Raw genomic sequence first — 25,601 nt, forward strand, 5'->3', positions numbered from 1 at the left:
GGCCCAGTGTTCCACCAGCGTGACAACGGGCGGGGTGGCCAGGGGGCCGGTTGCGGCCCCGCCCCGGGCGGGTCGACCGTCATCGTTCTGCCCCAGAACCGCCATCTGGCTGCCGTCTGCCGGGCGCAGGCTGTCGGCCAATCCGGCCGCCGGGCATGAGTGGATCCGCCATGCAGGAACTTGAACAGCGTCTCCAGCAACGCTTTCCCGATTGGTTCCATGGCCGTCGTGGCCAGCTGGCGCGGCCATTGCTGCGCAGCGTCGGGCGCTGGTCGCGGTTGGACCAGATCGAAGCTTTCCTGCAGCGCAGTGCAGGATTGCGCGGATTCAGCTTCGTCGCCGCCGGGCTGGAGTTCATCGATGGCCAGTACCAGGTGGACCCGGCCGCGCTGGCGAAGATCCCGGCCACCGGCCGTCTGCTGATTGTTGCCAATCATCCGTCCGGGGCACTGGATGCACTGGCGCTGCTGGACGCGGTCGGCCGCATCCGCCGCGATGTGCGGATCGTGGCCAACGACCTGTTGGGGGCCATCGCGCCCCTGCAGGACCTGCTCCTGCCGGTGCGCATTCTCGGCGGCAAGGCCCAGCGTGGCAGCCTGCACGCCGTGGAGGAGGCGCTGGCGGCCGAGCAGTGCGTGATCGTATTCCCGGCTGGCGAGGTCTCACGCCTCTCGCTGCGCGGCATCCGCGATGGCCGCTGGCAGCGGGGGTTCGTGCGCTTTGCCCGCGCCGCCGGTGCGCCGGTGCTGCCGGTGCGGGTGGAGGCGCGCAACTCGGCGCTGTTCTATGGCGCCTCGACCCTGTTCAAGCCGGCCGGTACCGCGCTGCTGGCGCGCGAGATGTTCACCCGCCGTGGCCGTCCGCTGCGCCTGTGCATCGGTGAGCCGATGCAGCTGGGCAAGGGCGGTGACCCGGGCGCGCAGCTGTTGGCCGTGCGCCGCGCGCTGTATGCGCTGGGCCGTAATGGGGCGGCGGGCGATGCCGCTGCTGTTGCAGGTCCGGAGCCGCTGGCGTCGCCGGTACCACCTTCGCAGGTTGCCGCCGGCATTGCCGCAGCCACCCAGCTGGGCCAGACCGCTGACGGCAAGCAGATCCTGCTGGCGACCTGCAGCGCCGATTCACCGCTGCTGCTGGAACTGGGCCGCCTGCGCGAGCTGACCTTCCGCCAGGTAGGCGAGGGCACAGGGCGCAGCCGCGACCTGGACGATTACGATCCGCGGTACGAACACATCGTGATCTGGGACGCAGCCGCGCAGCGCATCGCCGGCGCCTACCGGATCATGCGCGGCGCCCAGGCACTGGCCCGGCACGGCCTGTCCGGGCTCTACAGCGCATCGTTGTTCCGCTATTCCGACGACGCCATCACCCACATCGCCGAAGGCCTGGAACTGGGCCGCAGCTTCGTGGTGCCCGACTACTGGGGCAGCCGCAGCCTGGACTACCTATGGCAGGGCATCGGCGCCTACCTGCAGCGCCGGCCGGGCATCCGCTACCTGTTCGGTGCGGTGTCGATCAGTGCGGCGCTGCCGCGCGATGCGCGCGAGCAGCTGGTGGCGTACTACCAGCGCTACTACAGTGGCACCGCCGGTCTGGCCGAATCGAACCGCCCGTTCCAGTACTTCGCCGCGCCGCCGAGTTTTGGCGAGCTGGATGCAGGCGCCGCGTTCGATGTGCTCAAGGCCAATCTGGCCGCACTCGGCACTGGCGTGCCGACGCTGTATCGCCAGTACACCGATCTGTGCGAACCCGGTGGCGCGCGCTTCCTCGCCTTCGGTGTCGACCCGGACTTCAGTGATTCGATCGACGGCCTGATCGAAGTGGACCTGTGCGCGATCCGGCCGAACAAGCGCAAACGCTACCTGCGTGATGCGGGGACGCCGGCATGAGCACGCTGGCGAACCTGTCGCCACACCGGCGCGCAGTGTTCGTCTCCGACGTGCATCTGGGGTCACGTCACTGCCATGCCGCCGAACTGGCACGTTTTCTCTCGCAGCTGCGCTGTGAGCGTCTGTACCTGGTCGGCGACATCATCGACCTGTGGTGGATGGCCCATCGCCGTGCCAACTGGCGGCAGTCGCACAGCGAGGTCATCCAGGCCCTGCACGCGCTGCGCCGTGCCGGCACCGAGATCATCTACATTCCCGGCAACCACGATGCCTCGCTGCGCCAGGTGTGCGGGCTGATGCTGCCAGCGATGCAGGTGCGCCGCCGCGCCATCCATGTGACCGCCGATGGTCGCCGGCTGCTGGTCGCGCATGGCGACGACTACGACGGCGTGACCCACTTCGGCGGCCTGCAGGAAAAATTCGGCGACTGGCTGTACTACCGCATCCTCACCGGCAACCAGGCGCTGAATGCAGTGCGGCGCCGGCTGGGCATGCGCTACTGGTCGCTGTCGGAATTCCTGAAGAAGCGCAGTGGTGCGGCCGAACGCTACATCGAGCGCTTCGTGCAGGCCGGGCTGGACGACGTGCGCCGGCGTGGCCTGGATGGCATCGTCTGTGGCCATATCCACCGCGCCGCGCTGGTCGAACGCGACGGCCTGGTCTATGCGAACGATGGTGACTGGGTGGAAAGCCTGACCGCGCTGGCCGAAGACCACGACGGCGCGCTGCGTCTGCTCGACCACAACGGGCAGACCCTGGTGGAACTGCCGGGCGCGCGGTTGTCGCAGGCGGCGTAACCCGCGTCTGTCCCCTTGTAGAGCCGAGCCCATGCTCGGCTGCCGTTGCGGGCAACAAAGAGCAGCATGGGCTCGGCTCTACATGCACCGCCCGCAAGCCGCTAGCATCGGCCAATGGATTCCCTGACCCAGATCGTGCTCGGCGGCGCCGTCGCTGCTGCCATCGCTCCGCCCGGCCATCGCCGCGCGGCCCTGCTGGCCGGTGCCGCGCTTGGCACCCTGCCGGACCTCGATGCCCTGTGGCTCGGCTTCACCGCCACCGACCCGCTAGCGAACATGGTCGAGCACCGCAGCTTCAGCCATTCGCTGCTGGTGCTGCCCTGGGTGGCGGCACTGATCTGGTGGTTGTTCAAGCGCTTCGGCAACGGCCGCGTCGCGCAGTCACCGGTGCGCTGGTTCTGGGCGATCCAGCTGGCGCTGGTGACCCACCCGGTGCTGGATGCGTTCACTGTCTATGGCACCCAGTTGTGGTGGCCGCTGCGGCCACATCCAACCATGGGCTCCAGCGTCTTCATCATCGACCCTGCATACACGGCGTGGCTGCTGCTGGGCTGCGTGTCGGCCTGGTTCGGTCGTACCCGGCCGTGGGCGGGCAAAGTGCTGGGGGTGTCACTGCTGGTCAGCAGCGCATACCTGGGCTGGGGCTTGGTGGCCAAGGCCCAGGTCGACCGCGTCGCGCAGCAGAGCCTGGCCGCGATGGGCCTGGCCGACGCGCCGCGCTTCTCGGTACCGATGCCGTTCAATACGCTGCTATGGCGGGTAGTGGCGATGACGCCCAATGGCTACGTGGTCGGAGACCGCTCGCTGGTCGCCGATCATGGGCCGATGCAGTTCGAAGGCCATCCCTCCAACGTGCAGGCACTGCGCGAGGCGCAGGCGATTCCGGCGGTGCAGCGACTGCAGTGGTTCAACCGCGGCTTCATGCGTGCGCAGGTCGTTGACCGGCGCTTGGTGTTGAGTGATCTGCGCATGGGCCTGGAACCGGATTACACCTTCAACTTCGCCGTGGCCGAACAGGTGGACGGGCAGTGGCGGCCGATCGTGCCCGAACAGCTGCGCGTGGACTACAGCAGCCCGGCAGCACGCGCCGACGCGGGGCGCCGGCTGGCCGCGATGTGGCAACGCATCTGGCACGAGCCGGCAGCCGCCGCGCCCGGCGCTGCACACCCGTAGATCCACGCCATGCGTGGATGGCGCGAACAACAGCCACGCATGGCGCGGCTCTACTGCTGCTGGCGGTTGAGCTTGATCGAACGGTTCAGCACCTGGCGCGGCACGTTGGCGATGTCAAAGCCAACGAACGCCAGCAGGAACTGCAGCCCGGAGATCAGCGCGACCATGGCGATCATGATGGTACCCACCGGCGTGGCGACATCGGCCTGGGCCGACCGCACCCAGTGGTACAGCCCGAACAGCCCCCCGAAGGCGAGCAGGCTGCTGCCCGCGACCAGCTCCAGCGACGCGATGCTGAGGTCGCGCAGGAAATAGTTGTAGGCAATACGCTTGAGCGTGTTGCGCAGGTGCTTGAAGGTGAACTCACCCAGGATGCGACCGATGCGCAGGTTGCTGGTTTCGTCGCCGTAGTGGGCATCCATTGCCACATCCTGCACGACCGCGCGCACGGTGTTCAGTCGGAACAGCATGTCGGTCTCGAAGAAATAGCGGTTGCTGACCGCCTCGAGCTTCAGGTGGCTGGCGACCTTGGCATGGATGGCGGTGTAGCCGTTGGTCGGATCGAACACCTGCCAGTACCCGGACGAAGCCTTGGTCATGAAGGACAGCAGCAGGTTGCCCAGGCGCCGCACCGGGGGCATGCGACGGATGTGGGTCAGGTTCCAGAATCGGTTGCCCTTGGTGTAGTCGGCATGGCCGTCGGCGATCGGCGCGACAAAGTCCATCAGCAGCGCCGGGTCCATCTGCCCATCGCCATCGACCTTCACCAGAATGTCCATGCCATCTGCGATGGCCGCGCGGTACCCGGTCTTGATCGCGCCGCCGACGCCCAGGTTGTGCTGATGGAACAGCACGGCGATACGCGGGTCGTTGGCTTCGGCCTGGATCAGGCGGCCGCTGCCGTCGGGGCACGCATCATCCACGCAGTAGATCGCCGTTACCGCATCATCGATCGCCGCGAGGACGGACAGCACGTGGCGGGTCACTTTGTAGCAGGGGATGATTACGGCGATCCGAGCCGGCGTGGATGCGGAGGTCGTAATGGTGGTCATCGGAGTCATGGGGCTGGATGGGCCAGCAGGGCCTTTGCCGGCAGTTCCACCAGATCCCCCTGCAGCACCCGTGGTGCGTCGCCCTCAGGCGCTACCGTGATGTGGTGGTAGCGGTTGAAGGTGAAATTGAACGCCTCGTCGGGCATCAATGGGAAGTACCGGCGGAAGTATTCCATCTGTGGCAGGTACAGCACATGGTTCACGGCGGGAATACCAACACCCGGCAGGAGGGCCCCGAACCCACCGGGAGCCACCAGCGCGCCTTCGGGCGTGGTGGCTGAGCCCCGGGCTTGCAGGGAGTGCAGGACGGCAGCGCGGTCCATCGCAAAGATCGGCCCGGCAGGCTGCACAGGGTTGAACAAGCCATTGCCCAGCAGATTGGCCAAGGCGGCGGTGGCCAGGACCAAGGTGGCCGCATGCGCCGACAGCTTTGGGCGGCGGGCGGCAACGGCCAGTCCGATCAAGCACAGATAGGGAAGGGCATCGGCGGCGCTGTGCAGGCGGCTGAACTGGCCTTCGCCGAACAGGAACTTGGCCACGCTGCCAGCCATCAGCAGCGCAGCCAGCAGCAGCAGACGCCTGCGCTCCAGGCGTACGCCGCACCGCACCAGGATCATCGCGCAGCCGATGTTGAGCAGCAGGCCGAACGCCAGCAGCGCGCGTGCGGGTGGCACCATCGAGAGTCCGGTCAACTTGCCGACCAGAACGGGCACGGGCAGGAAGATCCAGCAGGCGATCAGCAGTACGCCAGCGGCGAGGGCCAGCACGCTGCCGCGGTGGCCCCGCACCCATTCGCGCAGTCGTGCGCCATCAGCAAGGACCAGAGTGAACAGCGGCAACAGGCTGCCGAGTACGGCGATCTCGCACTCGTTGGAGCCTTTGAACATTGGCAGCGGTGCAAACCGGTAGGTCATCAGGTTCGGGAAGACGTGCGCGAACAGGGACGTCAGCCCGACCCCACCTCCGGCGCTCTGGCGCTGGCCCGGATAAACCGTGTTGCGAACGATCGGGATGATGTCGTGGAAGTAACCGATGAACACGGCCAATGCGAGCGCGCCTGCGATGCCGGCATCGATCAGTCGTGGAAGCGTGAGGGCATCGCGACGGAAGGCCAGGACCAGCACCGCCATGGCCAGCAGCGAGGAAATGATGAAGGGCGGATAGGACACTGCGATCACCCAGACAGCGAGGGCGTACGCACTGGCCAGGATGCGAACCCAGCGATTGCCGATGCACAGCCAGGCTGCGGCGGCCCAGGGTGCCAGAGCGAAGGCACCGGCATTGCTGGTCCACCAGACCTGCACGAATGGCGCGAAGAACAGCGTGGCCGAAACCAGCACTGCGGCTGGTACCGGCATCCGCAGTTGGCGCAGGAACAGGGCCCATCCGCTCAGGAAGGCCATGGCCATGAACATGAAGAAGAACGAATAGGCGTTCGCTGCTGGCAACACGAAGAACGCCCAGTGGTAGGGCTTGAACAGCAGGCCCCAGTCGAGCAGCGGCAGCGCCTGGAAGGTGCGCAGTGACTCGTGGTACGGCGAGTGTGCGTTGAACTGGCCGAAATCGTTGTTGACCGCGATCTGGATGTAGGGCGTGAACACGATCCACTCATCGCTGCGGATCATGCGGGCGCTGCCAAGTACCGGGTTCTGTGGCGCCAGGCCGAGATACTCGTAGGCCAGCGAGTAGGAGGATGGCGTCAGCGCGAATGCGACGTAGAGAATGCACAACAGCGCGATGATCCCGGCGAGCAGGCGCGTCTGGCTGGGCAGGAGCCCGCCCGGCAGGTTCACATCATGGGTGGAGAAAGGCGTTCGTCCGCTGTCACTCATCATGCGCTCGCAGGTAAGGTCCATCCATGCGCGACGTACCCGCACACCGATGCCTGAGGGCAATAGAGGGGGATCCCGGCACGCGCCGTTCCGAGGCCGGGACTGCGGGATTCTAGCCGGTTGCCGCCGGAGCCGCAGGCCATCCTGTGGCGAGGATGGGCCTCAATACACCGTCGCGCGGCCCTGCACGAACGAGTAGAAGAACACCGCGTTCGGGTCGTTCTGCACCAGGCGGAACTCGCGGCGCATGCCCTCCACGGTTTCCTCGTCCACCGAGCCGGCCTGCAGCAGCTGGTCGGCGGCCGACAGCAGCAGCTGTTCCCAGAACGCGATCATCGTCTTGCGACGCGCCGGCTCGCGGTTGTCCAGGTGGATGGTCTTGATCTCGGTGTGCACGTCGCGGAAGCCGCCGGCCAGCAGCAGGTTGCCCAGCTTGGCGCCGACGAATGGATCGCCACCATGGTCGTACTGGAAATCGTTGAAGGCCATCCAGTAGCGCCAGATATGCGGCGAATACGGGTCGAGCAGGAACGAGGCGTTCATCACCTCGGTGATGTAGACCGGCGACCCCGGGGCGAGCACGCGACGCACTTCACTCAACACGCGTGCCGGTGACGGAACGTGTTCCAGCACCCAGCACAGGAACGCCGAATCGAAGCTGCGCGCCTCGAAGGGCAGTTCGCCGGCGTCAGCCTGTTGCAGGGTGTAGCGGTCGCTGCACCATGGTGTGCGCGACAGGTTCGCGCGTGCAGTCTCCAGCTGGGTCTCGCTCAGGTCCACGCCGGTCACGTGCAGTTCCGGGAAGCGGCGCAGCAGGATCTCGGTCTGCGCACCCACGCCGCTTCCGACTTCCAGCAGGCGCCGCGCGCCGCTGTAGTCGATCTGGCCGAAGATGCTCGATTCCAGCAGGCGCGCCTGGGTCATCAGGCGCTGCTGCTCGGTGCCGGAGAACCCGTGCAGGTAGGTCGGGGAGGAGATCGGCGGGGTCATGACGGCGGGCTCTTGTAGCGTCGAGCTGGCTCGACTGTTCGGAAACGCGGGGCTGGCGGCTCAGGCCGCCGAAGGCAGCGCCGGTTCCCCGGCGATCAGGCGGTCGAAGTACTCGGTGGTCAGTGCGACCTGGCTCTGCGGGTCTTCGGCGCGGTTGACCACGGCGCGGAAGGCAGCATTCTCCGGCCGGTCCTTTGCATACCAGCCCAGGTGCTTGCGCGCGATGCGCACGCCCTGCGGCTCGCCATAGAACGCATGCAGCGCGTGCAGGTGGCCAAGCAGGATGTCGCGCACTTCCGCCAGTGATGGCGGTGGCAGTTCCTCGCCGGTGGCCAGGTAGTGCGCCACCTCGCGGAAGATCCACGGGCGCCCCTGCGCCGAGCGGCCGATCATCACCGCGTCCACGCCGGTTTCCTTCAGGACATAGGCAGCCTTCTGCGGCGAATCGATATCGCCGTTGGCGATCACCGGAATGCGCAGCGCGGCCTTGATCTCGGCGATGGTGCCGTACTCGGCCTGGCCGGTGTAGTGCTGGTCGCGGGTGCGGCCATGTACCGCCAGCGCCGCGATGCCGCTGTCCTCGGCGATGCGCGCGATCAGCGGGCCATTGCGATGGTCGCAGTCCCAGCCAGTGCGGATCTTCAGCGTGACCGGCACGTCCACCGCGTTGACCACGGCTTCGAGGATGCGCGCCACCAGCTGCTCGTCGCGCATCAGTGCCGAACCCGCCCAGGTGTTGCACACCTTCTTGGCCGGGCAGCCCATGTTGATGTCGATGATCTGCGCGCCGTGGTCGACGTTGTAGCGCGCGGCCTCGGCCAGCTGCTGCGGCTCGGTGCCGGCGATCTGCACACTGATCGGTGCCGGCTCGCCGTCATGGTCCATGCGGTGGATGGACTTGCGCGTGTTCCAGAAGCGCGGGTCGCTGATGGTCATTTCCGAGGCGGCCAGTCCCGCACCCAGCCGTTTGCACAGCAGGCGGAAGGGCTTGTCGGTGACGCCGGCCATGGGCGCCAGCACGACGTTGGGGGCAATGGTGTACGGGCCGATCTGCATGCGCCCATTGTAGGGCGCGGGCGGCGGTACGGCCGTGTCGGCGCGGCTCGGGTTCAGGCCGATCGGCACCGACCTCATGCCGTACCGGCATCAGCAGATGCTTGACGGTTGCTTCCGCCGCCCCCAAAGGGCGGGAGATGGTGGGCGGCTTGGTGAAGGCCAATGCCGCCGGGCTGGGGATGTGGCGAGACGGGGTAGAGTCGACTGTCAGTCGACTATCGCGCGAAGCGCGGGGTTTCCGCGGCCTGGCCGGAAAGCAATCGACTACCAGTCGACTCTACCCGGTCGCGCCGCCCCCGGCTGCCAGGCCCGGCGTTGCCCAGGCTTGGGAATGCCGCCAGCCTGGGTAGAGTCGATTGTCAGTCGACCAGGCTGCGATGGCACTGCCTGCGGTCGTCCCTGTTGGCGCTTCGCTCAGCGCGGCGGATCGATCTGCAACCCGGCGCCGAGACGGTCCAGGGCCACGTCCACGCGTGGCAGCCGTTGCCGACCCTGCGGCCACAGCAGGCGCAGCGGCAGGCCGCGGCAGTCCAGCGACGGCAGGATCGAGACCAGGCTGCCGCGCGCCAGCGCGTCATCGACCAGCCAGGTGGCCAGCTGCGCGATGCCGAAGCCGGCCTCGACCGCCGCCACCTGGGCCTCGGCGCTGCCAACCACCAGGCGCGCGCGGGCCTGCATCGGTGTACTGCGCTGCCTGCGATCAGCCACCTGCCATGGCCCGATGCTGCCGTCCGCGCGTCCGAACAGCACACCGTCATGCCCGGCCAGCTCGGCGGCCGAGCGGGGCTGGCCATGCCGAAGCAGGTAGGCTGGGGAGGCGCAGAAGCGCAGGCATTCGTAACCGAGCAGGCGGTTGCCCAGCGTGGCGGGCAACGGCTCGGGACCGCCGATGCGTACGGCGAGGTCGACGCCGTCCTCGGCAAGGTCGCTGAAGCGGTCGCTGAAGGTCACCTGCGGATGCAACTGCGGAAACTCGGCGGCCAGCTGCAGCAGCAACGGCCAGACTTTGAGGCGCCCGAAGGTGGCCGGCGCATCCACCCGCAGGCGGCCCACGGGCGCGTCTGCGTGCGAGACCAGCACCGACTCGGCATCGGCCAGCTCGCCCAGCACCCGCACGCAGGTGCGGTAGAAGCCCTCACCGGCCTCGGTCAGGCGAAGGCGGCGCGTGCTGCGTTCGAACAACCGCGCGCCCAGGCGTGCCTCCAGCCGTGCGATGGTCTTGCCCACCGCCGAACTGGTCAGGTGCAGGCGTTCGGCGGCGGTAGTGAAGCTGCCGGCATCGGCGGTGGCGACGAAGGCCTCGATGCCGCGCAGGCGCTCGGTGGGAAGCATCGGGAATTTCTGTCCGGAATCGATGGAAGACATAGCAGCAATCGGAATCCGGGGAGGAAATAGGCTGGCGGCCCCTGTTCTGATGCCCACCCATGTCCTCCCTCGATTCCGCCGTGGGCGCTGTCCACGCAAACGCCCGCGCACGCCTTTCGGTTGTCCTGCTGTCGGTGTCCGCCTTCGTCATCGTCACCACCGAGTTCCTGATCGTCGGCCTGTTGCCCGCGCTGGCGCGCGACCTTGGCCTGGGCATCGCCCGTGCCGGGCAGCTGGTTACCTTGTTCGCGTTCACCGTGATGCTGGCCGGGCCACCGTCGACCGCGCTGCTGTCACACGTCGGCCGGCGCCGCCTGTTCGTGGCCATCCTGCTGTTGTTCGCAGGTTCCAACGCGCTGGCCGCGATGGCTACGCAGCCGTGGCTGCTGGCGCTGGCGCGGGTGCTGCCGGCACTGGCCCTGCCGGTGTTCTGGGGCACCGCCAGTGAGACTGCTGCGCAGCTGGCCCCTGCAGGGCAGGGAGGTCGTGCGGTCGCGCGGGTCTACCTGGGTATCACCGCCGCAATGCTGTTCGGTATCCCACTGGGTACGTTGGCCGCCGACGCCCTCGGTTGGCGCGGCAGCTTCTGGCTATTGGCGGCCCTGTCGCTGTTGATGGCGGGCGCACTGGCGTTGTGGATGCCGGACATCGTGGCCGGACCGCGGCGCGCGCTGCGCGAACAGGCACGAGTGCTGCGCCAGCCGCAGTTGCTGGGCCATGTGCTGCTGTCGGTGCTGGTGTTCACCGCGATGTTTGCTGCCTATACCTACCTGGCCGATGTGCTGGAGCGGCTGATGCAGGTACCGGCGGCACAGGTGGGCTGGTGGCTGATGGGCTTCGGAGCTGTCGGGTTGATCGGCAATGCACTGGGTGGGCGCTGGGTCGATCGTGCGCCGCTTGGCGCGACCCTGGTGTTCTGCGCGGTGCTGGCGCTGGGCATGCTGGCCAGTGTCGGGCTGGCCGGCCACGGCATGTTCGTGCTGATCGCACTGGCTCTGTGGGGCGTGGCGCATACCGCATTGTTCCCGCTGTGCCAGGTGCGGGTGATGCGTGCGGCGCCCCAGGCGCAGGCGCTGGCCGGAACCTTGAATGTCTCGGCGGCCAATGCAGGCATCGGCCTGGGGGCGCTGTTGGGAGGCGGCGCCATCGAACGCTTCGGCCTCGCTTCGCTGGGCGCTGTGGCCGCAGCCGTGGCGTTGCTGGCGATTGCCGCAGGCCTGTTGCTGCGACGGCTTGCCCGGTCTCGTGCATCCACGCATGGCGTGGATCTGCCCCATTGAAAGGCAAACGGAAAAGCCCGGGTGTCTGCACACCCGGGCTTCTTCATCCACGTACGGCGTGGATTTACTTTGCTTCGGAATCGGCCGGGGTGAAGCGCGGCATCGCCGCTGCAGCGCCTTCCTTCTCGGTCGAGCGACCGGCGAACTGGTTGGCGAAGCGCACGTGGCGGGCGAACGGGGCGTCGGCCACCTGCGCCAGCGACGCGGCCAGCGCACCGTTGAAGGCGTCACCGGCACCGGTGGTGTCGATGGCCTGCACCTGTTCGGCACCGACACGGTAGTACGGCTGGTTATCGCCGCGCAGGTTCTCGTCGGCATGCGAGACGAACACGCCCACCGACCCCAGGGTCACCACCACCGTGCCGTTGCCGACCAGCTTGCGGCACAGCGCATGCAGGCTGGCGCCATCCAGTGCGGCCACGTCGTTGGCATCCACGCGCTCGCCGACATGGCGGCCGAGCAGGGCGGCGAACTCGGTCTCGTTCGGGGTGATCACATCGGCCAGCTTGAGCAGGCCGATGGTCGAGGGCGCGTCGGCCGGTGCGGTGTTGAGCACCGTGGTGACGCCGGCCTCGCGGGCCGTGGCCAGCGCCGCTTCAATGGTCTGCACCGGCGATTCCAGCTGCACCAGCACCACCTTGGCGCTGGTCAGCAGGGCCTGCTGCTGTTGCAGGAAGTCGGTGCTGAGCGCGGCGTTGGCGCCCGGGCCGATCACGATGGTGTTGCGGCCGCGCGCGTCCACATAGATGCCGGCGGTGCCGGTCGGCTCGCTGCTGGTTTCGGCGATCAGGCCGAAACCATCCTGCGCGGCCAGTTCGCGTGCGGTGGCGCCACCGGCGTCATCGCCCAGCGCGCACACGAAGTGCGTCTCGGCGCCGGCACGGCAGGCGGCCACGGCCTGGTTGAAGCCCTTGCCACCCGGGCCGGTGCTGTAGCGGCCGGCAATGGTCGCACCCGGTGCCGGCAGCGACTCGCACCGCCACACGTGATCGACATTGAAGGAACCGACGACAACGACACTGCTGCTCATAGGGAATCTTTTCTCAACCAAGGGTTCAACTGAAGTGCGTCAGCACGCCGGCGATGGTCGCCGTCATGAAGGTGGCAATGGTACCGCCCAGCACTGCGCGCAGGCCGAACTTGGCCAGGTCGTGGCGACGTTCCGGGGCCAGGCCACCGATGCCGCCGATCTGGATCGCGATCGAGCTGAAGTTGGCGAAGCCGCACAGCGCGTAGGTGGCGATCAGGCGACCTTCGCTGGACAGGCTGACGCCAGCGACCTGGCCGTTCACGATCTGCGACAGCTCGGTGTAGGCCACGAACTCGTTGATCACGACCTTCTGGCCGATCAGCGAACCGACGGTGGTGGCATCGGCCCACGGGGTGCCGATCACCCAGGCGATCGGGGCCAGCAGGTAGCCGAAGATGGTCGACAGGTTGGTCGGCTTGCCGATCTGCGCGGCCAGGCCGGTCACTTCACCGATCCAGGTCAGCGGGGCGTTCAGCAGCGCGATCAGGGCGATGAAGGCCAGCAGCATCGCACCGATGTTCAGCGCCAGCTTCAGGCCGTCACCGGCGCCGGCGGCGGCCGCATCGATGATGTTGCTGGAGGTCTTCTCCACTTCCATCTTCACCGTGCCGCGGGTCAGCGGGGTGCCGGTTTCCGGGATCAGCAGCTTGGCCACGACCAGGGTGGCGGGGGCGGCCATGATGCTGGCGGCCAGCAGGTGCTTGGCGTAGAACGCCTGCTGCACCGGGTCGCCACCACCGAGCATGCCTACGTAGGCCGCCAGCACGCCGCCGGCGATATGCGCCATGCCGCCGATCATCATGGTCAGCAGTTCGGACTGGGTCATCTTGGCGATGTACGGGCGCACGGTCAGCGGCGCCTCGGTCTGGCCGATGAAGACGCTGGCGCAGACACTGGTGGTCTCCGCACCGGACACGCGCATCACCTTGGTGATCGCCCACGCCATCACGCGCACGATCGCCTGCATGATGTTCAGGTGGTACATCACGCCCATCAGCGCCGAGAAGAAGATGATGGTCGGCAGCACCTGGAAGGCGAAGATGAAGCCGTAGTTCTTGGTATCCATCAACGAGCCGAAGATGAAACCGGAACCCTCGTTGACGAAGCTCAGCACCTTGACGAAGCCGTGGCCCAGCGCGTCGAACACGTCGCGCCCGCCCGGCACCAGGATCACCAGCGCCGCGAAGGCGATCTGCAGGGTGATACCGGTGGCAACCAGCTTCCAGTCAACCGCACGCTTGTTATTGGAAAACAACCAGGTGATGCCGATCAGCACCGCCAACCCGAACAGGCCGAAGCCGATCCTGCCCAAACCTTCGACCATGTGAGTGACTCCCCTGGGGCGTCGCGAAAAACGGGAAGCCTAGTGCAGGGCCGGGGCCGGGGCAAGGAAAAGCAGCGTGCGCGCACCCATCGGTACCGATCAGGCCAGCAACGGCAAGGGCTTGCGGCCGGCGGCGGCAGGTAGAATGGGGATCGATCCCGGCCCGGATGCGGGCCCGCAGCAGGAGATTCGCATGCAATACCGTCGCCTGGGTTCCACCGGCCTGCCGGTTTCCGCCCTTTCCTTCGGCGCCTGGGTGACCTTCGGTGACCAGATCCCGCGCGATGAGGCCCGCAACCTGGTGGCCGCCGCCTGGGATCATGGCGTCAACTTCTTCGACAACGCCGAGGGCTATGCCAACGGCCGCGCCGAACAGGTGATGGGCGACGTGATCAGCGACCTGCGCCTGCCGCGCGACGGCTTCTGCGTGTCCAGCAAGGTGTTCTTCGGCAGTGCCAAGGACCCGCGTCCGACCCAGCGCGGCCTGTCGCGCAAGCATGTGACCGACGCCTGCCATGCCGCGCTCAAGCGCCTGCGGGTGGACTACCTGGACCTTTATTACTGCCACCGCCCGGATCCGGACGCGCCGATCGCCGAGACCGTGCACGCCATGGATACCCTGGTGCGGCAGGGCAAGATCCTCTACTGGGGCACTTCGGAGTGGTCGGCGGTACAGATCCAGCAGGCGCTGGATTTCGCCGAAGGGCACAACCTGCAGGGCCCGTCGATGGAGCAGCCGCAGTACAACCTGCTGCACCGCGAGCGGGTGGAGGTCGAGTACGCACCGCTGTACGCCCGCGCCGGGCTGGGCACCACCATCTTCTCGCCGCTGGCCTCGGGCCTGCTGACCGGCAAGTACGATCAGGGCATTCCGGCCGATGCGCGGCTGGGCCGGGAAGGCATGGAATGGCTGCAGGACCTGGTGCTGGGCACCGACGCCGAGACCCGCCTGGCCCAGGTGCGGCGTTTCAGCGAAGTCGCGCGCGCGCTGGGCCACGCCCCGGCCACGCTGGCCATCGCCTGGTGCCTGCGCAACCCCAATGTCTCCAGCGTGATCCTCGGCGCCAGCCGGGTCAGCCAGCTGCTGCAGAACCTGCAGGCGTTGGAAGTGCTGGAGCAGGTCGATGCGGCCGGCTGGGCCGAGGTCGAAGCCGTCTTCGCCTGAACCCCGGGGCCGACCGGGCCTGGGGGCCTCGGTCGGGCCGGCTCGGGCTCGGGCCTCGGTTGTAGAGTCGACTGCTTCGAATAACCGACTGCTTCGAGCAACAGCAGTCGACTGACAGTCGACTCTACACATATGCTGCCAATTGATTGACAACATCTATCGAATTTCAGAATTCGATCATTAAGCTCATCAATCAAATTGAGAATGGTTGTTGATTGTCAACTGAGAATCATTATCATTTAACTCGTCCCTCGCACGAGTCCAGATGCTCATGAATGCTCAACCTGTACTGCTGCGCCCCGAAACGCTGACCCTCCGCGATCGTCCGGTCCGTGTCGTTCCGCCGGAAGAGGTCATCGACAGCGAAGCCCTGCTCAAGGGCCGTCGTGAAATCCTGATCCAGCACGGCGACCGCTTCTATCGCCTGCGGCACACCAGCAACGACAAGCTGATCCTGACCAAGTAATCGCGGCCTGGTCGCCCGCCCCCCTCCCTCCTGCCGGCAGCGCCGACAGGGTGGGCGACCCGTCCGCTCCCGCTCTCTCCCCCTCGGTCTACCGCGTGCACCTTCAGGGTGTCCCGGTAACCGGGGGTTCCCCTGCCTGACCGAACGAGCCCGATGACCCGCCCTACCGCCCTTTGCCTCGCTGTCTGGATGGCGTTGCCGCTGTCCGCCAACGCTGCCACCGCCGCCAGCGCCGCGCCCGATGCGCGCGAATTCGACCGCGTGCAGGTCACCGCCACCCGCACCGAACGCGCGGTCAGCGACGTCGCCGCTACGGTCGACGTGATCGACCGCGAGCAGATGGACCGGCACCTGGTGCAGGACATCAAGGATCTGCTGCGCTACGAGCCGGGCCTGTCGGTCAGCCGCAGCGCCGCGCGCTTCGGACTGGGCAGCATCCGTATCCGTGGCCTGGACGGCAACCGCGTGCGGGTGCAGACCGATGGCATCGCGATGCCGACCAGCTTCAACATCGGTTCGTTCTCCAACGCCAACCGCAACTTCACCGATCTGGACACGCTCAAGCGCGTGGAGATCGTGCGTGGCCCGGCCAGCTCGCTGTACGGTTCCGATGCGCTGGGCGGCGTGGTCGCCTTCGTCACCAAGGATCCGGCCGATTACCTGAAGGATGGCAAGGACAGCTACGTCGGCCTGAAGTTCGGCTACGACGGTGAATGGAAGGGCCTGCTCGGCGGTGTCACCACGGCGTTCGGCGGCGAGCACTGGAGCGGCATGGTCAACATCAACCATCGCCAGGGCCAGGAAACCGACAACAAGGGTGACGTGCGCAGCAACGACAACACCCGCACCGCCCCCAACCCGCAGGACCGCGACGGTCGCAGCGGCCTGGCCAAGCTGGTCTATGCACCGAGCGAGGACCAGCGCTTCCGCCTGACCGTGGAAGGCAATGAAGACAAGACCGAGACCAACGTACTGTCTTCGATCGACCGCACCACCACCACCGGCATGAAGGCGCGCGACAAGCAGAATCGCACCCGCGTGTCGTTCGCGCATGAAATGGATGCGCTGGACAAGGCCTTCGCCGATAGCCTGCACTGGCAGCTGTATACCCAGCACAGCGAAACCACCCAGATCACCGATGAGGACCGTGCCAACCGCAGCCGTCGCCACCGCGAGTTCAATTTCGACCAGCGCGTGTACGGCCTGCAGGCGCAGTTCAACAAGGCCTTCAGCACCGGCAGCGTCGAGCACGCGCTGACCTATGGCTTCGAGGGCGCACGCACCGAGATCCGCCAGAAGCGCGATGGTTTCCAGGTACTGGCCAACGGCCAGACCAGCACCACCATCCTGCCCGATGCGTTCCCGGTACGCGATTTCCCGATCAGCAAGACCACCGAGCTGGGCCTCTATGCGCAGGATGAAATGCGCATGGCCGGCGGCCAGCTGTCGCTGGTGCCGGGGGTGCGCGTGGACCGCTACGAGCTGAAGCCGGAGGTGGACAACATCTTCGCCGAGGACAATCCCGGCGTGCCGGTGGCGAAGCTGACCAAGACCAGCGTTTCGCCCAAGCTCGGGATGGTCTACCGCTTCACCGACGAATGGTCGCTGTTTGCCGGTTACTCGCACGGCTTCCGTTCGCCGCCGTACAACGACGTCAATCTCGGCTTCACCAACTTCGCCTTCGGCTACACCGCCATTCCCAATCCGGACCTGAAGCCGGAAACCAGTGATGGCATGGAACTGGGCCTGCGCTTCCTGTCGCCGGCTGCCTACGTCAGCGTCAGCGGCTACTACAACGAGTACAAGGACTTCATCGAGTCGCAGTCGCTGGTCGGTACCAACGCGCAGGGCCTGATGGTGTTCCAGTCGCGCAACATCGCCGACGCCCGCATCTACGGCGCTGAACTGAAGGCTGGCGTCGACTTTGGCCAGATCAGCCCGACCCTGCAGGGCTGGGCCCTGCGCAGTTCCGTGGCCTGGTCGCGCGGCGACAACAAGACCGAGGACACCCCGCTGGATTCGGTCGACCCGCTGCGCGGCACCGTCGGCCTGATGTACGACACCGATGCCTGGGGTGTTGAACTGGCCGGCACCTTCGTCAAGCGCAAGGACCGCATCGCCTCGGCCACGGTCTACCGCCCGGCCGGCTATGGCGTGGCCGACCTGATGGCACATTGGAACTTCGCCCCCGGTGCGACCTTCAACGTAGGCGTGTTCAACCTGGGCGACAAACGCTACATCGATTGGTCCAACGTGGGTTCGACGCTGTCGCCGACCAGCCGCGTGCTGGATCGCTACACCAGCCCGGGCCGTACCTTCTCCGCCAGCCTTGCCGTTTCCTGGTGACCTCATGAGCCGAGCATTGTCCGCACGCAGGAATGACTCCATCGCCGCGCCACACCGCGCGGCATGGCCGACCCCGGCACAGCTGGCCACGCTTGGCACCGTGCTGTGTCTCTACCACGCCGACGGCAACGAGCTTGGCGGCTGGCGCCAGGCGGTGCGCGTGCATGCCTGCCAGGGCGTGGACAGCGAGGGCCTGCGCGAAAGCCTGTGCTTCCTTGACGGCCGTGGCCGCTGCGTGTGGCGCCTGTACCTGCTGCCGGACAGTGATTTCCTGGCCTGGGACCGATTGGTGGCCGCGCTGCCACCGGGCCCACAGCACGACAGCGACGGCAGTGTCGGCGAGCGCCTGTGGCGGCGGCTGGCCGGTCATCTCGGCGGCCAGCGTTGGCGCCTGTGTGCGCTGCGCCTGCATGCCGCCGATGATGGCCGCACCCTCGCGGCCAGCCTGTCGACGCTGTCGTCGCTGGGCGCAGCCACCGCACGCCGCATCGCCCGCCTGGAAGGCGCCGAGGGCGAGCTGGCCATCGACGACTGCTGCTGTGCCGACGCCGCGCGCCGGCCGGCACCGCGGATTCCCGGCGACCTGCCGCTGATCCGCCTCTGATCTGTTTCTGATGGAACGCCCGACGGCCATGGATGGCCTCTCAACGAACCTGCAACCCCGAAGGAAGACCCCGATGAAATTCCAGACAGCCAGCGTCCTGCTGTTGCTCGCCGCCAGCGGCGTGGCCAGCGCGCAGCCCTCCGACATCGCCCGCGACCACGACAGCATCCTGGCCATGCAGGGCGAGTACGCCGTGGATTTCGCCTTCGACGAAACCGTGCTGCTGAAGCCGGGCTACGAGCGCGCGCCGGCGATGCGCAGCGGCGGCAATGAAATGGTCATCGTGGTCGAGGACACCCCGAAGCGCATCGTGCTGCAACACCTGCTGCTGGACGAGAAGAGCGGCCACATCACCAAGCACTGGCGCCAGGACTGGGTCTACGAGGCCCCGAGCCGTTTCGAGTTCAGTGCCGACCAGACCTGGCGGGTGCGCAGCATCCCGGCGGCAGTGAACCAGGGTGCCTGGACCCAGTGCGTGTATGAGGTAAGCGATGCACCGCGCTACTGCGGCACCGGCAAATGGACCTACACCAACAACGTGCCGAGCTGGACCAGCGACCTGAGCTGGCGTCCGCTGCCGCGTCGTGAGTACACCAAGCGCAGCGACTACAACGCGCTGGCGGTGGTCAATCGCCACACCCTGACGCCGAACGGCTGGACACACGAGCAGTTCAACACCAAGGTGCAGCGCAATGCCGACGGCAGCCAGGTGGAGATCGCACGCGAGTTCGGCTTCAACGACTACGTGAAGACCACCGAGATCGACTTCACCCCGGCGCGCGACTATTGGAAGGCCACCGCTGGGTATTGGGCCAAGGTCCGCCAGCGCTGGGACGGTTTCCTGGCCCAGGCCCCGGGCGTGCACCTGAAGACCAAGATCGATGGCATGGCGATGATCATTCCGCTGTTCACCCAGGCCGAAGAGATCCAGTCCGGCAAGAAGGTGAAGGACAAGCAGATCGACGAAGTGTTCGCCAAGTACGTGGAAAAGGCCCGGTAAGGTCGAGCCTGGCTCGACGGCCTGGTAGGTGCCGAGCTGGCTCGGCACGCTCTTCCGTGCATCCACGCATGGCGTGGATCTAGCGGGTCCGGCGTCGCGTCAGGCCTCGCGCAGGGCCAGGGCTGGCGAGGTGTGCAGGATGCGCCGCGTGCCCCACCAGCCGGCCAGCAGGCTCAGCCCGATGCCGACCACGCCGCCCAGCAGCAGTCCTGGCCACGGTGGCAGCAGCGGTAGTTCGAACACCTTCTGCGAGACCGCCACGCCGATGGCAGCGGCGGCACCGACCGCCAGCAATGCGGCCAGCGTACCCAGTGCGCCGAATTCGACCAGTACCGCTCCGCGCAGCTGGCGACGGGTTGCGCCCAGCGTGCGCAGCACCGCACTGTCGTAGCGGCGCTCGCCCGCCGTGGCCTGCAGCGCGGCCAGCAGCACCAGCACGCCGGCCAGCAGGCTGAATACCATCACCAGCTGCACTGCCTGTGCCACGCGTTCCATCACATCGCGCACCTGCGAAATCACCGCATCCACATCCAGCAGTGACAGGTTCGGCTGCGCACGCACCAGCTTGCCGAGCCCGGCCGCCTTGCCGGCCGGCAGGTGGAATGCCGACAGCAGGTTGTGCGGGGTGTCACCCACGGCGTTGGGGTTCAACAGCACGAAGAAGTTGGGCCGGAAGGTGTTCCAGTCTGCCTTGCGCACGCTGGTTACGGTGAATTCGCGTTCCTGCTCGCCCACTGCAATGGTGATGCGGTCGCCGGGGTACACGCCGTAGCGTTTGGCCCAGCCGATTTCCACCGAGGCTTCCGGTGCGGTGCTGTCGGCCTTCCAGAACGTGCCATTGACCAGCGTATTGGCCGGTGGGAAGGTGCTGCGCCAGCTGAAATTCAGTGGCCGGTTCTCGTCATCGTCATCGCGCTGGCCGCCCTGCGCCGGTTGCCCGTCCTGACCGGGCTCGCGGTCCACGCGCAGCGGCGGCTTGCCGTTGATGGCGATCAGGCGCCCGGTGGCCATCGGTTCGATGCTGGCGTCGTTGGCACCCAGCCCGCGCAGCGTTGCCAGCACACTGTCGCGCTGTTCGGGCTGGATGTTGATCAGGAAGTAGTTCGGCGTGTCCGCCGGCAGCCGCTCGCGCCACTGCTGCAGCAGGCCTGGGCCGGTCACTGCCAGCAGCAGCAACGCGCACAGCGACAGCGACAGCCCGACCAGCTGCATCACCGCCAGCAGCCGGCGCCGGGTCAGTGCGGCCAGGCCCAGTCGCCAGTTGCCATGCAGGCGATGCTGCAGGCCGCGCATCAGCTGCAGCAGCACGAAGCCGACCACCCCGGCCGCCACCGCCAGCGCGGCCAGGCCACCCAGCACCCACAGCGCCAGCTTGAGGTCACCGGTGACCTGCACCGCCAGCAACAGGCTTGCCCCCAGCGCGGCCACATAGGCCAGCAGCGAGGCCGGCGGCAGGGCAGCGAAGGAACGGTTGAGCACGCGCATCGGCGGCACCCCGCGCAGGCGCAGCAGCGGTGGCAGGCCGAAGCCGAACAGCAGCAACAGACCGATGCCGGCACCGGTCAGCGCCGGCATCGCTTCCGGCAGCGGCAGGCGCTGCGGAACAAGGCTGCCCAGCACCTGTACCAGCCCTTCCTGCGCGGCCATGCCCAGGCCGATGCCAAGCGCACAGGCCGGTACCGCCAGCATCAGCAGCTGCAGTGCCAGGCCGAGCAGGATGTCGCGCTGGCGCGCACCGAGGCAGCGCAGGATCGCCACCTGGTCGATGCGGCGGAGGGCGAAGCGGTTGGCCGCCAATGCGGTGGCCACGCCGGCCAGCAGCACCGCCAGCAGCGCGCTCAGGCCGAGGAAGCGGCCGGCCAGGTCGAAGGCCTGGCGCACGCCGCGCTGGGTGTCATCCACGCTCAGCAGGCGCAGGCCCTTCACCTGTGGCAGCAGCCACTCGCGCAGGGACGCGACCTGCCCCGCCGGTCCTGCAAACATCAGCCGGTAGTTGATGCGGCTGCCGGGGCCAAGCAGGCCGGTGCCTTCCACATCGGCGCGGTTGACCAACAGGGTGGGGGAGAGCGTCAGCAGGTCGCCACCGGTATCCGGTTCGGCCTCGATGATGCCGGCGATGCGCAGCGTGCCAGCGCCGAACTCGAGATCATCGCCGGCCTTCAGTCCCAGCCCCTGCAGCAGGCGTGGATCGGCATAGGCCTGGCCCTTGGGCGGCATGCCGGCGCTGGCGATCAGCGCGCCACCGGGCGTGCTGCGCACCCGCAGCGTGCCACGCAGCGGATAGCCGGCCTGCACCGCCTTGATGCTGGCCATCTGGCTGGCATCGCCATGGAACAGCACGCTGCCGAAGCTGGCGATGCGGGTGTGGGTCAGTCCACGGCGTTGCGCTTCGTCGGCGAATGCCTGCGGTGGATCGTCGCGCCCTGCAATGCCGAGGTCACCGCCGAGCATCTCCGCCGCGCTGCCGGTCAGCGCCAGGTTGACCCGGTTCACCAGCGTACCGACCGCGGTCATCACCGCTACGCCCAGTACCAGCGCGGCGAACACGGTCAGCAGGTCGCCGGCCAGGGCCTCGCGACGCAGCGCGCGCCACGCATGCCGCAGCAGGTTCATGCCTGGGCCCCATGTTCAACCGGCAGCAGGCGGCCGTCGTCGATGCGGTGGATGTACTGGCAGCGCTGGGCCAGGCGCAGGTCATGGGTGACCAGCACCAGGGTGGTGCCGCTGCCTGCGTTCAACTCGAACAGCAGGTCGCTGATGTGCTGGCCGGTGGCATGGTCGAGCGAGCCGGTCGGTTCGTCGGCGAACAGGATGCGCGGGCGGGTGACGAAGGCGCGCGCCAGGGCCACGCGCTGCTGTTCGCCACCGGACAGCTGGCGCGGGTAGTGACGGGCGCGATGGGAGAGGCCGACCTGGGCCAGCACTTCATCGACCCGCGCGCGATCCTCGCGCCCGGCCAGTTCCAGCGGCAACGCCACGTTCTCGGCGGCGGTCAGCGCCGGCAGCAGGTGGAAGCTCTGGAACACGAAGCCGACCTCGCGCGCGCGCAGCTGGGCACGTGCTTCCTCGTCAAGGTGGCCCAGGTCCTGGCCGGCCAGCGCGATATGCCCGCGGCTGGGCAGGTCCAGTCCGGCCAGCAGGCCGAGCAGGGTGGTCTTGCCGGAACCTGAAGCGCCGACGATGGCCACGCTGGTGCCTTCATGGACGGTCAGGGTGATGTTGTCCAGTATGTGGACTTCACCCTCCGGGCCCTGCACGGACTTGCCGACCTGGTCGACGGCGATGGCGACGGGCGCGCTGCGGGGGGACAGGCTGTCGATGAGGAGACTCCAATGCGCAAGACGGGATGGAGCCGGCAAGCCGGCGCGATGATGGTGCTGCTGCTAGCGTTCCTGCTGTTGCCGGGGCTGGCCTGTGCCAAAGGTCCGGCCGGTACCGTGCTGGTGCTGGGCGACAGCCTCAGTGCTGCCCACAATATCCCCGCCGACGCCGGCTGGGTCAGCCTGTTGCAGCAGCGGGTCAGGCAGCAGTCGAAAACCCCGGCGCGCATCGTCAACGCCAGCATGAGCGGCGAGACCACCGCGGGTGCGCTGACGCGCCTGCCGGGCCTGCTGGCGAAGGAAAAGCCGGCCGTGGTGGTGATTGCCCTGGGCGGCAACGACGCACTGCGCGGGCTGACCCCCGCACAGGTGCAGGGCAACCTGGAGAAAATGGTGCAGGCCAGCCAGAAGGCCGGTGCCAAGGTGCTGCTGCTCGGCATCGACGTACCGCCCAACTATGGCCCGGCCTACCGCCAGCGCCTGGCGGCGGCCTACAAGGCGCTGGCCACGCAGTACAAGGTGCCACTGCTGCCGTTCCTGCTGGAGGGCGTGGCGCTGCAACCGGGCATGATGCAGGCCGACGGCCTGCACCCGACCGCGCAGGCACAGCCGAAGGTGCTGGACAATGTCTGGCCGCTGCTCAGGCCGCTCCTCTGAACCGTTTGATTCCCTCTTGACGGAACTTCACATCACGTCCACCGTCGATGCGGCATGTTTCACAAAGCTGAAGTTAGAGGGAATCACATGCGTCAGACGAAGGAGACCTCCGGCTTGGTGCTGGTGGTCGAAGACAACCGCAACATCTCCGAGATGATCGGGGAATACCTGGAAGGTCGCGGCTTCGAAGTCGACTATGCACAGGACGGCCTGGATGGCTACCGCCTTGCGGCGGAAAACAGCTATGACGTCGTGGTGCTCGACCTGATGTTGCCGCGCCTGGATGGCATCGAAGTGTGCCGTCGCCTGCGCAATGATGCGCGCAAGTCCACCCCGGTGCTGATGCTCACGGCACGCGACACGCTGGACGACAAGCTCACCGGCCTCGGTTTTGGTGCCGATGACTACCTGACCAAGCCATTCGCGATCCAGGAGCTGGAAGCCCGCCTGCGCGCGCTGATCCGTCGCGAACGTCGCCAGGTCGGTTCGGAAGTGCTGAAGGTGGCCGACCTGGTGCTCGATCCGGTCAGCATGCGTGCGACCCGTGCGGGCACCGAGCTGCAGCTTTCGCCGATCGGCCTGCGCCTGCTGACCATCCTGATGCGTGAATCGCCGCGCGTGGTCACCCGCCAGGAGATCGAGCGCGAGATCTGGGGCAATGGCCTGCCGGATTCGGATACGCTGCGCAGCCACCTGTACAACCTGCGCAAGATCATCGACAAGCCGTTCGACCGTCCGCTGCTGCACACCGTGCAGAGTGCCGGCTACCGCATTGCCGACATCGCCCAGCCGATGGCCTGAGCAGGATACTCGCCGGTGCAGTGGCAAGCCCGGCCGGGTTGTGGCCACGTACGAGGGCAGGGCATGACCGGCCGGCGTTGTCGCCGGTCATCGCCCATGTACCCGCACGGCGTGGCGCGCTGCCTATAATCGCAGCGCTCTGACCGGGACCCCGCAATGCCGCACGGCCTGCCGCGCAAGATCCGTATCGCCTTCATCCTGCAGGCAGTGCTGGCCAGCCTGGGCATCCTGCTGGGTGCGTGGCTGGTCTCGCTGGTGATCAAGCACAGCCTGGTGGGCGCTGCCCTGCGTGAGGAGGCGGCGTACTACTGGACGCTGCACGAAGCGTCACCGGTGCAGCCGCCGCCCAATACCCAGAACATCCGCGGCTACCTGCTGGAAAGCGGGCAGTCGGCACTGTCGTTGCCGGCCAACCTGCGCAATCTGGAGCCCGGCTTCCACGAACTGCCCAAGGATGACCAGCTGGTGCTGGTGGACGTGCGCCCGGCCGGTCGCCTGTACCTGGTGTTCCTGCGTTCGCGCGCGGAGATGCTGGCGTTCTGGTTCGGCATCGTGCCGGTGCTGCTGACCCTGCTGGCGGTGTATGGCGCCAGCTGGGTGACCTACCGTGCCTCCAAGCGTCTGGTGTCGCCGGTGAACTGGCTGGCGCGGCGCGTCTCGCGCTGGGACCCGGGTCATCCGGAAGCGGCTGACCTGGAGCCGAACAAGCTGCCCGCCGACATGCAGGGCGAGACCCGGCAGCTGGCGGCGGCGCTGCACTCGCTGGCCAACCGGGTCAGCGCGCACGTGGCGCGCGAGCGCAATTTCACCCGCGATGCCAGCCATGAACTGCGTACGCCGTTGACCGTCATCCGCGTTGCCAGCGACATGGCACTGGGTGATGAAACCCTGCAGCCGCGCCTGCGCCGCAGCCTGCAGCGCATCCAGCGGGCTGGCCGCGACATGGAAGCGGTGATCGATGCGTTCCTGATCCTCGCCCGCGAGGCCGACGTCGAACCGCAGATCGAGCTGTTCGACGTCAACGACATCGTCCGCTATGAAGTGGACAACGCCAACGAACTGCTGGGGTCTCGCCCGGTGTCGGTGCACCTGCACAGCGATGGCCCGGTGCAGCTGCATGCGCCGCCGCGGGTGCTGCAGGTGGTGGTCAGCAACCTGGTGCGCAACGCGTGCAGCTACACCGACGAAGGGCGCATCGACGTGCACGTGCACAACGATCGGGTGGTGGTGCGCGATACCGGCATCGGCATGTCCCCCGAAGCGCTGTCACGGGCGTTCGAGCCGTTCTACCGCGCCGAACCCAGCCGCCCGCAGGGCACCGGCCTGGGCCTGTCGATCGTTCGCCGCCTTTGCGACCGCTTCGGCTGGAAGATCAGCCTCGCCAGCGAGCCGGGCAAGGGCACCGAAGCGACGGTGATCTTCCGCTGAAGCGGCACCTGCCGGGGTCGGATCCCGTT

Annotated in this window: 21 protein-coding genes; 12 read left to right on the forward strand and 9 right to left on the reverse strand. The window is 67.4% G+C overall.

Annotation, left to right across the window (positions count from 1 at the left end; translation table 11 throughout):
* The first annotated feature begins 170 nt into the window (after nt 1-170).
* The 3 genes from olsF (at nt 171) to ACZK29_RS03430 (ending at nt 3,856) form a co-directional block, all read left to right on the forward strand.
* Entirely contained in the window at nt 171-1,886 is a 1,716-nt protein-coding gene (gene olsF, locus ACZK29_RS03420) for a bifunctional ornithine lipid synthase OlsF (protein WP_478446674.1), read from the forward strand.
* Nucleotides 1,883-2,683 (forward strand): UDP-2,3-diacylglucosamine diphosphatase, encoded by an 801-nt coding sequence (locus ACZK29_RS03425; protein ID WP_478446675.1) that lies wholly within the window; start codon nt 1,883-1,885, stop codon nt 2,681-2,683. The genes olsF and ACZK29_RS03425 overlap by 4 nt, the downstream gene beginning before the upstream one ends.
* 114 nt (nt 2,684-2,797) lie before the next feature.
* Entirely contained in the window at nt 2,798-3,856 is a 1,059-nt protein-coding gene (locus ACZK29_RS03430; protein ID WP_164146632.1) for a metal-dependent hydrolase, read from the forward strand.
* A gap of 50 nt (nt 3,857-3,906) precedes the next feature.
* Here ACZK29_RS03430 and ACZK29_RS03435 read toward each other — a convergent pair whose 3' ends face one another.
* From ACZK29_RS03435 to ACZK29_RS03455, 5 genes are all read right to left on the reverse strand, one after another.
* On the reverse strand, nt 3,907-4,917 hold the full coding sequence (locus tag ACZK29_RS03435) for a glycosyltransferase family 2 protein (protein WP_478446676.1): 1,011 nt from the start codon (nt 4,915-4,917) through the stop codon (nt 3,907-3,909).
* On the reverse strand, nt 4,914-6,740 hold the full coding sequence (locus ACZK29_RS03440) for a DUF7657 domain-containing protein (protein WP_478446677.1): 1,827 nt from the start codon (nt 6,738-6,740) through the stop codon (nt 4,914-4,916). Before ACZK29_RS03440 ends, ACZK29_RS03435 begins: the two co-directional genes overlap by 4 nt.
* A gap of 162 nt (nt 6,741-6,902) precedes the next feature.
* On the reverse strand, nt 6,903-7,730 hold the full coding sequence (locus ACZK29_RS03445) for a class I SAM-dependent methyltransferase (RefSeq protein WP_478446678.1): 828 nt from the start codon (nt 7,728-7,730) through the stop codon (nt 6,903-6,905).
* Nucleotides 7,731-7,790: 60 nt separating this feature from the next.
* Complete coding sequence (gene dusB, locus ACZK29_RS03450; RefSeq protein ID WP_478447066.1) at nt 7,791-8,786, reverse strand: tRNA dihydrouridine synthase DusB; 996 nt, start codon at nt 8,784-8,786, stop codon at nt 7,791-7,793.
* 414 nt (nt 8,787-9,200) lie between these two features.
* A complete protein-coding gene (locus tag ACZK29_RS03455) occupies nt 9,201-10,118 on the reverse strand; it encodes a LysR family transcriptional regulator (protein WP_478446679.1) in 918 nt (305 codons plus the stop codon).
* Between the two features lie 92 nt (nt 10,119-10,210).
* On the opposite strand from ACZK29_RS03455, the gene ACZK29_RS03460 reads away from it, so the two are divergent.
* Nucleotides 10,211-11,431: an MFS transporter gene (locus tag ACZK29_RS03460; protein ID WP_478446680.1), complete on the forward strand. Its 1,221-nt coding sequence runs from the start codon at nt 10,211-10,213 to the stop codon at nt 11,429-11,431.
* Nucleotides 11,432-11,495: 64 nt separating this feature from the next.
* On the opposite strand, the gene ACZK29_RS03465 is transcribed toward ACZK29_RS03460, so the two are convergent.
* On the reverse strand, nt 11,496-12,461 hold the full coding sequence (locus ACZK29_RS03465; protein WP_478446681.1) for a ribokinase: 966 nt from the start codon (nt 12,459-12,461) through the stop codon (nt 11,496-11,498).
* A gap of 25 nt (nt 12,462-12,486) precedes the next feature.
* Nucleotides 12,487-13,785, reverse strand: coding sequence for a NupC/NupG family nucleoside CNT transporter (locus ACZK29_RS03470; protein WP_111205213.1), 1,299 nt, complete (start codon nt 13,783-13,785; stop codon nt 12,487-12,489).
* A 193-nt stretch (nt 13,786-13,978) separates the two neighbouring features.
* Between ACZK29_RS03470 and ACZK29_RS03475 the strand changes: the two genes are divergently transcribed.
* The 5 genes from ACZK29_RS03475 to ACZK29_RS03495 all read left to right on the forward strand — a co-directional run bounded on the left by ACZK29_RS03475 (nt 13,979) and on the right by ACZK29_RS03495 (nt 19,366).
* Complete coding sequence (locus ACZK29_RS03475) at nt 13,979-14,950, forward strand: aldo/keto reductase (protein ID WP_111205228.1); 972 nt, start codon at nt 13,979-13,981, stop codon at nt 14,948-14,950.
* A 271-nt stretch (nt 14,951-15,221) separates the two neighbouring features.
* On the forward strand, nt 15,222-15,416 hold the full coding sequence (gene hemP, locus ACZK29_RS03480) for a hemin uptake protein HemP (RefSeq protein WP_005412278.1): 195 nt from the start codon (nt 15,222-15,224) through the stop codon (nt 15,414-15,416).
* Nucleotides 15,417-15,569: 153 nt separating this feature from the next.
* On the forward strand, nt 15,570-17,762 hold the full coding sequence (locus ACZK29_RS03485; RefSeq protein ID WP_478446682.1) for a TonB-dependent hemoglobin/transferrin/lactoferrin family receptor: 2,193 nt from the start codon (nt 15,570-15,572) through the stop codon (nt 17,760-17,762).
* A 4-nt stretch (nt 17,763-17,766) separates the two neighbouring features.
* A complete protein-coding gene (locus tag ACZK29_RS03490; RefSeq protein ID WP_106550134.1) occupies nt 17,767-18,366 on the forward strand; it encodes a ChuX/HutX family heme-like substrate-binding protein in 600 nt (199 codons plus the stop codon).
* Nucleotides 18,367-18,439: 73 nt separating this feature from the next.
* Nucleotides 18,440-19,366 carry a DUF6607 family protein gene (locus tag ACZK29_RS03495; protein WP_111205216.1) on the forward strand — a complete coding sequence of 309 codons (927 nt, stop codon included), beginning with the start codon at nt 18,440-18,442 and terminating at the stop codon, nt 19,364-19,366.
* Between the two features lie 99 nt (nt 19,367-19,465).
* Here the strand turns inward: ACZK29_RS03495 and ACZK29_RS03500 are convergent, their stop codons facing one another.
* Nucleotides 19,466-21,979 carry an ABC transporter permease gene (locus tag ACZK29_RS03500; RefSeq protein WP_478446683.1) on the reverse strand — a complete coding sequence of 838 codons (2,514 nt, stop codon included), beginning with the start codon at nt 21,977-21,979 and terminating at the stop codon, nt 19,466-19,468.
* Nucleotides 21,976-22,623 (reverse strand): ABC transporter ATP-binding protein, encoded by a 648-nt coding sequence (locus tag ACZK29_RS03505; protein ID WP_478447067.1) that lies wholly within the window; start codon nt 22,621-22,623, stop codon nt 21,976-21,978. Before ACZK29_RS03505 ends, ACZK29_RS03500 begins: the two co-directional genes overlap by 4 nt.
* A gap of 75 nt (nt 22,624-22,698) precedes the next feature.
* On the opposite strand from ACZK29_RS03505, the gene ACZK29_RS03510 reads away from it, so the two are divergent.
* The 3 genes from ACZK29_RS03510 to ACZK29_RS03520 all read left to right on the forward strand — a co-directional run bounded on the left by ACZK29_RS03510 (nt 22,699) and on the right by ACZK29_RS03520 (nt 25,572).
* Nucleotides 22,699-23,343: an arylesterase gene (locus tag ACZK29_RS03510; RefSeq protein ID WP_459047830.1), complete on the forward strand. Its 645-nt coding sequence runs from the start codon at nt 22,699-22,701 to the stop codon at nt 23,341-23,343.
* Nucleotides 23,344-23,430: 87 nt separating this feature from the next.
* Entirely contained in the window at nt 23,431-24,144 is a 714-nt protein-coding gene (locus ACZK29_RS03515; protein ID WP_002811889.1) for a response regulator transcription factor, read from the forward strand.
* Nucleotides 24,145-24,300: 156 nt separating this feature from the next.
* Nucleotides 24,301-25,572 carry a sensor histidine kinase gene (locus ACZK29_RS03520; protein ID WP_111205220.1) on the forward strand — a complete coding sequence of 424 codons (1,272 nt, stop codon included), beginning with the start codon at nt 24,301-24,303 and terminating at the stop codon, nt 25,570-25,572.
* Nucleotides 25,573-25,601: the final 29 nt, after the last annotated feature.

The sequence above is a fragment of the Stenotrophomonas sp. 89682_Sma genome, from assembly GCF_056481405.1.